Annotated in this window: 12 protein-coding genes; 5 read left to right on the top strand and 7 right to left on the bottom strand. The window is 41.5% G+C overall.

Annotated features, from left to right (window positions below; all coding sequences use genetic code 11):
• Position 1 precedes the first annotated feature (1 nt).
• The 6 genes from M1F25_RS10330 to hemA are packed head-to-tail and all read right to left on the bottom strand — an operon-like array spanning position 2 to position 5,858.
• The gene (locus M1F25_RS10330) at positions 2–904 is read right to left on the bottom strand and encodes a TIGR01212 family radical SAM protein (RefSeq protein ID WP_094962515.1); all 903 of its coding nucleotides are present in this window, start codon (positions 902–904) and stop codon (positions 2–4) included.
• A gap of 12 nt (positions 905–916) precedes the next feature.
• Complete coding sequence (gene kdsA, locus M1F25_RS10325) at positions 917–1,771, bottom strand: 3-deoxy-8-phosphooctulonate synthase (RefSeq protein WP_004255137.1); 855 nt, start codon at positions 1,769–1,771, stop codon at positions 917–919.
• A 45-nt stretch (positions 1,772–1,816) separates the two neighbouring features.
• Positions 1,817–2,626, bottom strand: a complete 810-nt coding sequence (gene sirB1, locus M1F25_RS10320) for an invasion regulator SirB1 (protein WP_036958727.1) — start codon at positions 2,624–2,626, stop codon at positions 1,817–1,819.
• 22 nt (positions 2,627–2,648) lie between these two features.
• The gene (prmC, locus tag M1F25_RS10315) at positions 2,649–3,482 is read right to left on the bottom strand and encodes a peptide chain release factor N(5)-glutamine methyltransferase (RefSeq protein WP_094962514.1); all 834 of its coding nucleotides are present in this window, start codon (positions 3,480–3,482) and stop codon (positions 2,649–2,651) included.
• Positions 3,482–4,564 carry a peptide chain release factor 1 gene (gene prfA, locus M1F25_RS10310; protein ID WP_004264135.1) on the bottom strand — a complete coding sequence of 361 codons (1,083 nt, stop codon included), beginning with the start codon at positions 4,562–4,564 and terminating at the stop codon, positions 3,482–3,484. The genes prmC and prfA overlap by 1 nt, the downstream gene beginning before the upstream one ends.
• Positions 4,565–4,595: 31 nt before the next feature.
• Positions 4,596–5,858 carry a glutamyl-tRNA reductase gene (gene hemA / locus M1F25_RS10305; protein WP_004264133.1) on the bottom strand — a complete coding sequence of 421 codons (1,263 nt, stop codon included), beginning with the start codon at positions 5,856–5,858 and terminating at the stop codon, positions 4,596–4,598.
• A 623-nt stretch (positions 5,859–6,481) separates the two neighbouring features.
• Between hemA and lolB the strand changes: the two genes are divergently transcribed.
• Genes lolB through prs form a run of 3 tightly spaced genes read left to right on the top strand, consistent with a single transcriptional unit; the run spans position 6,482 to position 9,014 of the window.
• Positions 6,482–7,138, top strand: coding sequence for a lipoprotein insertase outer membrane protein LolB (lolB, locus tag M1F25_RS10300; RefSeq protein ID WP_004264131.1), 657 nt, complete (start codon positions 6,482–6,484; stop codon positions 7,136–7,138).
• On the top strand, positions 7,135–8,010 hold the full coding sequence (ispE, locus tag M1F25_RS10295; RefSeq protein ID WP_094962513.1) for a 4-(cytidine 5'-diphospho)-2-C-methyl-D-erythritol kinase: 876 nt from the start codon (positions 7,135–7,137) through the stop codon (positions 8,008–8,010). The genes lolB and ispE overlap by 4 nt, the downstream gene beginning before the upstream one ends.
• 56 nt (positions 8,011–8,066) lie before the next feature.
• The gene (prs, locus tag M1F25_RS10290; RefSeq protein WP_004910604.1) at positions 8,067–9,014 is read left to right on the top strand and encodes a ribose-phosphate diphosphokinase; all 948 of its coding nucleotides are present in this window, start codon (positions 8,067–8,069) and stop codon (positions 9,012–9,014) included.
• A gap of 303 nt (positions 9,015–9,317) precedes the next feature.
• On the opposite strand, the gene ychH is transcribed toward prs, so the two are convergent.
• Positions 9,318–9,590: a stress-induced protein YchH gene (gene ychH / locus M1F25_RS10285; protein WP_004910602.1), complete on the bottom strand. Its 273-nt coding sequence runs from the start codon at positions 9,588–9,590 to the stop codon at positions 9,318–9,320.
• A 300-nt stretch (positions 9,591–9,890) separates the two neighbouring features.
• On the opposite strand from ychH, the gene pth reads away from it, so the two are divergent.
• A complete protein-coding gene (gene pth, locus M1F25_RS10280; protein ID WP_094962512.1) occupies positions 9,891–10,481 on the top strand; it encodes an aminoacyl-tRNA hydrolase in 591 nt (196 codons plus the stop codon).
• Between the two features lie 102 nt (positions 10,482–10,583).
• Positions 10,584–11,675, top strand: coding sequence for a redox-regulated ATPase YchF (gene ychF, locus M1F25_RS10275; RefSeq protein WP_094962511.1), 1,092 nt, complete (start codon positions 10,584–10,586; stop codon positions 11,673–11,675).
• Positions 11,676–12,259: the final 584 nt, after the last annotated feature.

Here is a 12,259-nt window from a genome sequence, read left to right as displayed (position 1 = left end):
GTCAAAGCGCGGAGCCTTGCCCTCCCCATTTTAAGAAATATTGATATAAATTATTCATTCCCACCCAATGATTTTCACACCAGTTCGGGGCGAGCAAAGTTGGCTTTCTTGCACTTGCACTGATACGGTGGTAGACAATGTCAGTCGGAGTATGACGTACCATTTCACCAGCAGTTTGGGTATATTCATCAAGAGAAAGCGTTGCCAAGCGCCCTGCTCGCCAACTTTTGGCCATCACACTGCCTTCAACAATATGTAACGGATGTAATTTGATACCATCCGTTCCGCATTCAAGCACTTTATCAAGTGTTTCCATGTTCATTTGGCCATTTTCCCCGGGTAATCCACAAATCAAATGCGTACACACTTTTAATCCAAGGCTACGGGCTTTTTGCGTTGTTTGTCGGTATGCATCAAAACCATGGCCACGATTAATACGATGTAGTGTTTTATCATGAGCACTTTGTAAACCTAGCTCAAGCCATATTTCATAGCCTTTCTGTTGATACTGGCCTAACAAAGACAAAACGGATTCAGGGACACAGTCAGGGCGAGTTCCTACGCATAAACCAACAATATCGGCTTGCAGTAAGGCTTCTTCATAAAGTTGTTTTAATAGGCTTACTTCGGCATAAGTGCTGGTATAGGCTTGAAAATAAGCTAAATAACGTTTTGCGCGGGAAATTCGGGTGATCTGTTGGTGAATTTGTTCACTAATAGTTTGAGATGACTGACTTTCATCAGCAAAAGAGGCCACATTACAAAAAGTGCAGCCTCCTCGCCCAAGGGTGCCATCACGGTTCGGGCAATTAAAGCCACCATGTAAGGTGATTTTATAGATTTTTTCACCATATCGGCGCTGTAAATCAGCGCCGAACATAGAAACGACTTCAGTGAGTTGCATAAACCGCCTAACTTAGCGACTTGTATCTAACTCTGGGAAGCTTTTTACAACTTCGTCAATTGCTTTCATTTGTTTCAGGAATGGTTCCAGCTTATCTAATGGCAGTGCTGATGGGCCATCGCAACGTGCGTTGTCTGGGTCTGGATGCGCTTCAAGGAATAAACCTGCTATTCCAACCGCCATTCCAGCTCTTGCCAACTCAGCAACTTGACCACGACGGCCACCAGATGCTGCACCGAACGGGTCGCGACATTGCAGTGCATGGGTTACGTCGAAAATGACAGGACAGCCTTTTGATGCTTGGACCATGACATTAAAGCCAAGCATATCAACCACTAGATTGTCATAACCAAAGTTCGCACCGCGGTCGCAAAGAATAATTTTATCATTACCGCCTTCGATAAATTTCTCGACGATATTCCCCATTTGCCCTGGGCTGATAAACTGTGGTTTTTTAATATTAATTACTGCATCTGTTTTAGCCATTGCCGCAACTAAATCTGTTTGGCGAGCTAAGAACGCAGGTAATTGGATAACATCAACGACTTCAGCAACAGGGGCGGCCTGTGCTGGCTCATGAACATCCGTAATGATTTTTACGCCAAATGTTTGTTTCAACTCTTGGAATATTTTCATTCCTTCTTCAAGACCAGGGCCACGATAAGAGTGGATTGATGAGCGATTTGCTTTATCAAATGACGCTTTAAAAACATAAGGAATTCCCAGCTTTTGTGTCACCGTGACATAATGCTCACACACTTTCATCGCCATATCGCGGGATTCTAATACATTCATTCCACCAAATAACACAAACGGCAAGTCGTTCGCGACATTGATATCACCAATATTGACTACTTTCTGTTGCATACTCTTACCTTAAATATTAAAACAGGGGATAGGCCTGTATGTTAATTAATGTAATACGACCGGATGGTTATCCAGCGAATAAATTTGTATTTTAATCATTTCAGAAACAGGGTCTTCTGGGCAATGCTCAATAAAATAATTGAGATCGCTCAATGCCACATGATTACAGTCTAAATGTGCCAGAATTAACCCTCGGTCACGAATTTCGTAAGGGTCTTCAGGGTCAAGAGTCAGAAGCGTTTCACAAACCCGCAACGCTAATTCCATCTTTTTCTCTTCCATTAATGACGCTTTTAATGTGTCAAAAATTTTACGAATGACAACGCTGTTTTCTGCTACATCCAGTTGGTCATGGTAAAATTCAGAAAAAGGATCAACTGTTCCTTTGAGCCATAAATTTAATGTGTGTAATGATAAAGACTCGCCATTAACAGGGTTAATTACCCATTGGCTGCCATCATTTCTTTCACTGATAAATAATAATTGCGTAGGAAAAATAGCGGGATAAATCGCAATACCAAGGCGTTCGGCAACATACAAGAAGATAGCACCGAGTGTCACTGGCGTACCTTGCTTAGATGACAATACTTTATCTAACCACAGCATATCCGATAACAAATAAATTCCTTCAGCTGGACCAAACGACCATTCTTGGTAGAAAAGTGAAGTCAATTGCTGAATTTTTGTTTCATTATCAGCAGTTAAATCGATACAAGACTTGGCTGATGATACTAAGCTATCTAACTGAGCTTGCACTTTCATCAGCGGGAAATCATGACGGATACATTGTGACACAGTCATGATCCCTTCACTTAAAGGGAGTTGATTAAACTCTATATTCGCTATGGTTTTCATTACATTCCCACTGCTACGCCACTTAACCATTCCATTGACCGAGTGAAATTCGCTCTCTTCCACCATAATCAAGACAAGTCTCAATTTTGGTGTACCCATGTACTTTAAATAAATCACGCACCGCAAGACCTTGTGTCCAGCCATGCTCAAGAAGCAACCACCCTTGATTTTTAAGATACTTTTTAGATTCTTTAATGATATGCATTAAATCAGCTAAGCCTTCATCCTTCGCCACTAGAGCGGTTAACGGCTCAAATCGCACATCACCTTCACTGAGGTGCATATCATTTTCATCAATATAGGGTGGATTACTGATAATCATATCAAATTGTTGAATTGATAGTGAAGAAAACCAATTACTTTGTATAAATTTGACATTTGAAATATTCAAACGCTGCTGATTTCGTTGTGCTAAAGCAACTGCATCAGGGTTAAAATCAACACCAATAACCTGACTTTGTTGCATCTCTGACGCCAAAGCCAATGCAATCGCCCCTGTCCCAGTGCCTAAATCTAAAATTTGATTTTTTTGCTCTGTTAGCCTAGATAATGCTTGTTCAATAATGCATTCAGTATCTGGCCTAGGTATTAGTGTTGCAGGAGAGACATAAAGAGGAAGAGACCAGAACTCACGTTCACCGATAATATAGGCGATAGGCTCACCTTTCTCACGGCGTTGTAAAAGTAATTCAGCTTGTTGGAATTCTTCGGCTTTGAGTTCTGTTTCACCAAAAGCAAAAAGATAGGTACGACTGCGGCCTGTGACATGTTCCAGTAAAATTTCAGCGTCTCGCTTTGCACTGTCACTTGCAGACAGCCGATTCGCTGCCTGCTTGACCCATTCGATATATTGCATTATTCCTGCTCAGACAACGCAGAAAGTTGGTCTGCCTGGTATTCATTGATGATAGGTTGGATAAGTGAATCCAGTTTTCCTTCCATCACTTCATCCAAACGGTATAACGTTAAGTTGATACGGTGGTCAGTCACTCGGCCTTGAGGGAAATTATAGGTACGAATACGGTCAGAACGGTCACCAGAACCCAACAGGTTACGACGTTCAGAGGCTTCCGCGGCTTGGCGTTTATCCATTTCTGCTTGGCGAATACGCGCACCTAACACAGACATCGCTTTCGCTTTGTTTTTATGTTGTGAACGTTCATCTTGGCACTCAACAACGATACCTGTTGGAATATGGGTAATACGAATTGCAGAATCTGTGGTGTTAACGTGCTGACCACCCGCTCCCGATGAACGGAAGGTATCAATACGTAAGTCCGCAGGGCTGATCTCAGGTAACTCAGCTTCTGGCAGTTCAGGTAAAATAGCCACAGTACAAGCAGAAGTGTGGATACGGCCTTGAGATTCAGTTTCAGGGACACGTTGAACACGATGACCGCCTGACTCAAACTTTAAGCGACCATAAACGCTATCACCGGAAATTTTCGCGATAACTTCTTTAAAACCGCCATGTTCACCATCACTCGTGCTCATTAATTCAACGCGCCAGCGGTTGTTTTCTGCATAGCGGCTATACATACGGAATAAATCACCCGCAAAAATTGCCGCTTCGTCTCCCCCTGCTCCCGCACGGATTTCAACGAAGCAGTTATATTCATCATCAGGATCTTTCGGAAGCAATAACAATTGTAATTGCTGTTCGAGCTCTTCATTGCGCGCTTTGGCTTCTTTAAGCTCTTCTTGAGCCATTTCTTTCATTTCAGGATCGTCTAACAACATTTCAGCTGTTTCGATGTCATCCTGTACTGTGCGCCATGCGCTAAAGCATTTAGCGACATCAGACAATTGAGCATATTCTTTTGATAAAGCACGAAAACGGTCTTGATCGGCAATTACACCTGCATCAGCAAGGTGCGCTTCAATTTCTTCGTAGCGTTCTTGTAATGCTTCTAGTTTTGCGACAATAGAAGGCTTCATTCGTTATATAAGACCTATGATTAAAATGTGGTTATTGATGGTCCAGCCCTAAGCTGTCCCTAAGTAGATTTAGACGCTCTACATCCCCATTTCCTGCAGCTTGCTGCAAAGATTTGGTTGGAGCGTGAATAAGGCGGTTGGTTAATTGTTGCGATAATTGCATGATCACTTGCTCAGGGTCTGCACCTTGACGGATAGCCGTCAACGCTTTTTCAGTCATATTTGCCCGAATGGCCTCAGCTTGTTCTCTGTAATCGCGAATTGTAGACACTGCCGCTTGTGAGCGCAACCAATCCATAAAGTGGCTACTTTCTTGCTCAACAATGTATTCAGCTTCAACGGCTGCGGCTTTTCGCTGAGCAAGGTTCTGTGCAATGATAGATTCCAAATCATCCACAGTATAGAGATAAACATCTCTTAATTTTTCAACATCTTGTTCGATATCACGAGGAACGGCAATATCAATTAATAACATCGGCTTACTACGACGTATTTTCATAGCACGCTCGACCATCCCTTTCCCTATAATGGGTAAAGGACTCGCCGTTGAACTAATGACAATATCCGCTTCAGCTAAACGGTTATCAATATCCGATAACGAAATAACTTGTGCATTCACCTCATTGGCCAATAGCTCCGCACGTTCACGTGTTCGGTTAGCTATCATCATTTTTTGTACGCCGTGTTCGCGCAAATGACGAGCCACAAGTTCAATAGTTTCCCCTGCGCCAACTAACAAAATATTTAAATGCTTAAGTGATTCAAATATTTGACGAGCAAGTGTACAAGCAGCAAATGCCACAGAAACTGCATTCGCTCCAATATCGGTTTCTGTACGCACACGTTTTGCAACAGAAAATGATTTTTGGAAAAGACGCTCAAGTTCGCTTGATAACGAATGGTTACCTTGCGAAAGTGCAAACGCCTTTTTTACTTGCCCTAATATTTGTGGCTCCCCCAAAACTAATGAATCCAAGCCACTCGCCACACGCATTAGGTGGCTCACCGCTCGGTCGTCTTGGTGCCAATATAAACTTGGCTGTAAATCTTTTTGGGTTATACCATGAAAATCACACAACCATTTTACTAGCTGTTCTTGAGCTCGTTCTTGTGATTCAAGGCTCAAGTAAAGCTCAGTTCTATTACAGGTAGACAGCACAACGCCACCATTCACTTGAGGCTGTTTGAGAAGTTCCTCAAGTGCATGGTCAATTTTTTCAGGACCAAATGTCACCCGCTCACGCAGGGCTACTGGTGCTGTTTTATGGTTGATGCCTAAGGCTAATAAGGTCATTGTGCTTTACGACTTACTCACATTGCTTACAGTGCTAATTATTTTCAGTAATGCTCGATGGGTATTCCCCACCAATTTAGCAATACTGTTATTTATATTGTTCTATTGTAGATGATCCGCGTCTCTCTTTCTACGGTTTACATAAGCCTATCCTTCAGAAAGATGACCCGCGCCAAAAAATAAACCGAAAAAAACAGACGTAATGGTTATTTTACCAATCACAACTGATCGTAATTTTATCGTTTATTTATGCTATATGAAACTGATTATCAGCCATATCATTATTTACAATGATAAATTAACTACAATAAGATGCATAGAGAATGCAATTATTTCGCACAGAAAGCAAATGGTGACTGGTGAGGTTTATCCTGATAACTTAACGCCACATGAACCCAAACTGGATTGGCCTAATAACATTTTTAAGGAACCATTTTCCCTGTCAATACACTATGTTATTTGTATACAAACGGTAAATCACTTACAGGTTTTTATCCGCAAGGTATATCATCTAGTGTAATAGATGACTCTGATGGCCTTAACGCGCTAAACTGAACTTCTTTAAATGCAAGTAACTCAATTAGAGACTGCTATCAGCGCCCAATACAACTTTGAGATTTGATATGCAATTAACTCAAACTTTGCCCTTTATGCACATAAATAAGCATTTTTTTCGCCTATTGCCACTTTCATGCGTCTTGCTAACCGCATGCGTGACAACGTCACAAACGACCACAAAAGGAACCAGCTCCGCATCCGATGCGAAATGGAAAGCACATCAACAGGAATTAAGTCAGTTACGTGACTACCAAACCCGTGGATCATTTGCCTATAACGGCGGAGAAACAAAAACGTATGCTAAGTTTTTCTGGCAACAATATACACCTGAAAAGTACCGTTTGTTGCTGACCAACCCATTAGGTAGCCGCGAACTTGAGCTTACCGTTGAACCTGATTTAGCTCGGTTAACCACTAAAGATGGCCAAACCCATATGAGTGACGTTCCAAGCGAGCTTATCTATCAACTTACTGGTATGGAAATTCCAATTGATGACCTAACTGCATGGTTAACAGGCTCACCGGGACGTGCAACAGACTTTACCTTAGATGAAAACCACCTGCTGAAAAGTGTCACGTTTAAAAGCAATGGTGAAACTTGGCAGCTCAACTACATTTCCTATGACAGCAAAACGGTACCTATGCTGCCAAACTACCTAGAGCTACGCCAAGGGGACAGGCTTATCAAATTAAAAATGGATAGTTGGACACTGAAGAAATGACGTTAACATGGCCTTCTCCGGCAAAATTAAATCTTTTTTTGTACATCACAGGCCAACGCTCTGATGGCTACCATGAATTACAAACTCTATTTCAATTTGTTGATTATGGCGATGAAATCACCATTACAGCACGTGATGACGACCAACTGAATTTATTGACTGACATGCAAGGGGTTCCCCCCGAAAAAAACCTAATTTTACGGGCAGCTAAATTATTACAATCCTATTGCCGCGATACCTTACAATACGATGGCCCATTAGGGGCTGATATTTGTATTCATAAAGTATTGCCCATGGGCGGTGGTATTGGTGGGGGCTCATCAAACGCAGCAACAACCTTAATTGCGCTTAACGAACATTGGAAAACACAGGTTTCTGATGAAGTCCTTGCAGAATTAGGTGCATCATTAGGTGCTGATGTTCCTGTGTTTGTTCGTGGACATGCCGCTTTCGCTGAAGGGATTGGTGATATTTTAACCAAAGCTTCCCCTGAAGAGAAATGGTATCTCGTCGCTCATCCCGGAATTGAAATATCAACCCCGATGATCTTCACAGATCCACAATTAAATCGAAATTCTCCAAAACGCTCCCTAGCCGCATTATTACTGGCTCCGTACGCAAATGACTGCGAACCAATCGCAAGAAAACGTTTTCGTGAGGTTGAACAGCTTGTTTCTTGGCTGTTAGAATATGCTCCGTCTCGCCTTACAGGAACAGGCGCATGTGTTTTTTCTGAATTTGAAACACAAGCGGATGCCCTGCAGGTGTTAAATAAAGCCCCATCGTGGGTGCAAGGGTTCGTCGCTCAAGGCGTTAACGTTTCCCCACTGCACAAGTTCCGCGCTGGGATAACCCGTGTATTGCACCAATAAGCCTTGTCGCTATTGGTCAACAATATCTCTCTGGACGCAAGCCTGAGGTTTTTCTCGTGCCCGATATGAAGCTTTTTGCTGGTAACGCTACACCGGAACTAGCACAACGTGTTGCTAACCGCCTTTACACTAATCTTGGAGACGCGGCTGTTGGTCGTTTTAGCGACGGCGAAGTCAGTGTTCAAATTAATGAAAATGTTCGCGGTGGTGATATTTTTATCATCCAGTCAACTTGTGCACCAACCAATGATAACCTGATGGAACTGGTTGTTATGGTCGATGCGCTACGCCGTGCATCTGCTGGTCGTATTACCGCTGTTATCCCTTACTTCGGTTATGCAAGACAGGATCGTCGCGTACGTTCTGCCCGTGTACCAATCACCGCTAAAGTTGTTGCCGATTTTCTGTCAAGTGTAGGTGTAGACCGTGTGCTCACTGTCGATTTACACGCAGAGCAGATCCAGGGCTTCTTTGATGTTCCTGTGGATAATGTATTTGGTAGCCCTATTCTTCTGGAAGATATGTTACAGAAGAATTTGGAAAACCCAATCGTTGTATCTCCAGACATCGGCGGCGTGGTACGTGCTAGAGCTATCGCAAAACTCCTGAATGACACTGATATGGCCATTATTGACAAACGCCGCCCACGTGCGAACGTTTCTCAAGTTATGCATATCATTGGTGATGTTTCAGGTCGTGATTGCATCTTAGTGGACGATATGATTGATACCGGTGGTACTCTGTGTAAAGCAGCTGAAGCACTGAAAGAACGTGGTGCTAAACGTGTATTTGCATACGCAACACACCCGATTTTCTCAGGTAATGCTGTAGACAACATCAAAAATTCAGTCATTGATGAAGTCATTGTTTGTGACACTATACCTCTTTCTCCTGAAATCAAGGCGCTGAGCAATGTTCGCACCTTAACGCTTTCAGGTATGTTAGCTGAAGCTATCCGTCGTATCAGCAACGAAGAGTCAATTTCAGCAATGTTTGAGCACTAATTCTCCAATATTGGGTTTTAGCGTTCAACCATAATGAAAAAGTCACAATAAAAAATATAAGCCCCTGCAATGTAATTTGCAGGGGCTTTATGATTTTGGCAGGAAAGAAACCATCGATGCCTATGTTTATATTCTATCGCCAATCATAGTGGTGATTTCACGTAATAAAACGATAAAAATAGCCATCTAAAATAACTCACAATCTTCACGACAAAAGAGCAAAATTCTTTGGAATTTCACTCTTCTTAATGCCTAATTATCAAACTTATTCACCATTATCAGCAATTAATTGCTCTAGGCTATTTATGGATAGCGGTGATTATCTCTGCGTGAATGATATTGTTGTTTTAACTGCCAGTAACGGTCTGCAACTTTTTCACGGCCGCCGATCCTTGCACCGACTAACCATACCATCGCACCGATAAAAATGCCGAATAAGGAACCATTGGTAATAAGTTCTGAAAGGCCTAAGTTAACAATATGAGAGAATAAGTTGACACCAATACTCCCGATCATCAACACCATTCCGATTCCCATGAAGACATTACCAAGAAGATGAGCGCTTTTCCGTTTCATATATACCTCCAGTACCAGTAAACTGATAAGCAAGCATGTGTAAATAAATTCGGTCATACTTTATATTTATGTAATGATTATAGTGCATTAAGTAAAATTTTTTGCGATAGACATCACAAGGAAGGAAGTTAGCAAGAATATCTGTACAAAAAGTGCTTTTTATCAAAAACCCAGAAAATCCGAATAGTTTATTCGGCAATTATAATCATAGTGACTTTTATCTATCACAATTTTGTACATCCTGTATTTCACAAGGTAAACTAAGGCATTATTTTCATAACTGATAGTGAAATCATCGCCGTGAGCAAAATTAAGTTAATTGTTGGACTTGCCAATCCAGGTGCTGAATATGCACAAACGCGCCATAATGCAGGTGCATGGTATGTTGATTTACTGGCTGAGCGCCATAATCAGCCATTGAAAGAAGAAGCTAAATTTTTTGGTTATACCGCTCGCATTAATATGAATGGTAACGATATCCGTCTGCTGGTTCCAACCACCTTTATGAATCTAAGTGGTAAATCTGTTGCCGCTATAGCTAATTTTTATCGCATCAATCTCGATGAGATCTTAGTCGCCCATGATGAGCTCGATTTACCACCAGGTGTGGCTAAAATGAAGTTAGGTGGCAGTAATGGCGGGCACAATGGGTTGAAAGATATTCAAAGCAAATTCGCCAATAACCCGAATTTTTATCGTTTACGCATTGGTATTGGTCATCCGGGTGATAAAAATAAAGTTGTTGGTTTTGTTTTGGGCAAACCGCCTTTATCTGAACAAAAGCTCATTGATGATGCGATTGATGAAGCAGCTAGGTGCACAGATATTCTCCTGGCTGATGGGATGGACAAAGCCATCAATCGTTTACATGGTTTTAAAGCAACCTCATAAGAGTTCATTTCATCCGAATCAACTTTTTGTGTATAATCAGCGCCAATTTCTAAACATTGGGTGCAGCGTGAGGCTGCCCCTTGCTATTAAGGTGAGAAACATATGGGTTTTAAATGCGGTATCGTTGGTCTGCCTAACGTGGGTAAATCCACCCTATTTAATGCATTGACCAAAGCCGGCATCGAAGCAGCCAACTTCCCTTTCTGTACAATTGAACCAAACACGGGTGTTGTGCCAATGCCAGACCCACGTCTTGATCAATTAGCTGAAATTGTGAAGCCACAGCGTATATTACCAACGACTATGGAATTCGTTGATATCGCGGGCTTAGTGAAAGGTGCATCCAAAGGTGAAGGCCTAGGTAACCAATTTTTAACGAATATCCGTGAAACCGAAGCCATTGGCCATGTTGTTCGTTGTTTTGAAAACGACAATATCATTCACGTTGCAGGCCAAGTTGACCCTGCCGCAGATATTGAAGTCATTAATACTGAATTAGCACTTGCTGACCTTGATACTTGTGAGCGCGCTATTCACCGTGTCCAAAAACGTGCAAAAGGCGGCGATAAAGACGCAAAAGCGGAATTAGAAGCATTAGAGAAATGTTTGCCGCACTTAGAGCAAGCAGGCATGTTACGCACATTAGATTTATCTAATGAAGATAAAGCGGCTATCCGCTACTTGAGCTTCTTAACATTAAAGCCAACCATGTACATTGCTAACGTTAATGAAGATGGTTTTGAAAATAACCCGTTCTTAGATGTGGTGTATAAAATCGCAGAAGCTGAAGGCTCTGTGGTTGTTCCTGTCTGCGCAGCGATTGAGTCTGATATCGCAGAACTTGAAGACGAAGAGCGCGATGAATTTATGGCGGATTTAGGTATTGAAGAGCCGGGTCTTAACCGTGTTATTCGTGCTGGATATCAGTTATTAAACCTGCAAACCTATTTTACTGCCGGTGTTAAAGAAGTGCGTGCGTGGACTATCCCTGTTGGTGCAACTGCGCCACAAGCTGCGGGTAAAATCCATACTGACTTCGAAAAAGGCTTTATTCGCGCGCAAACTATTGCATTTGATGACTTTATCCAATACCGTGGCGAACAAGGTGCTAAAGAAGCAGGTAAAATGCGCGCAGAAGGAAAAGATTACATCGTGAAAGACGGCGATGTGCTCAACTTCCTGTTTAATGTGTAAGCCTATATTTTAGATTTGCACCCAACTAAAAAGTATCATTAATCAAAAAAACAGCATAATATTTAATTTATAAATATAATACTATGCTGTTTTCCCTCCTGTTATATCATAAAAACTCACTATTGGTTCTCCTTCTCTTTCTAAATAAATAGAATCTAGCTTACTTTCATAACAATTTGAATTTACAGGCTAACAAAGCCAAGTTAAAAAATATCAGACTAATGACCGCCCTAAGTCATATCTTAAAATAAAACATTATGGTAAAAAACGACACATATCCGTACTTGTTTACTACTCTGCAGTAACTCTCTTACTAGATATAAAGTAAGCTAGAAGAGCCCGTAACAAAAAATTTAAGCAGATAGAACCCTATAGTGTCTCGGCTATGGAGGTATAAATATTTAGATAAGTAAGGCTATTGATGTAATGATAAGAAGCCACACATCATCTCTGCTAGCTACTATAATGATTTAATTGTATTTTTTTGTAGATTTTTACTCCAAATGAGAGTATTAATTAATCACTTGATTTTACTGTCTTTTTTCTAAAGTCTTTCGTTTTTCAAATTACATAATCACTCCTTA

Source organism: Providencia sp. PROV109 (assembly GCF_033681625.1).
GTDB lineage: Bacteria > Pseudomonadota > Gammaproteobacteria > Enterobacterales > Enterobacteriaceae > Providencia > Providencia hangzhouensis.
This window is presented reverse-complemented; position numbering and strand designations above follow the sequence as displayed.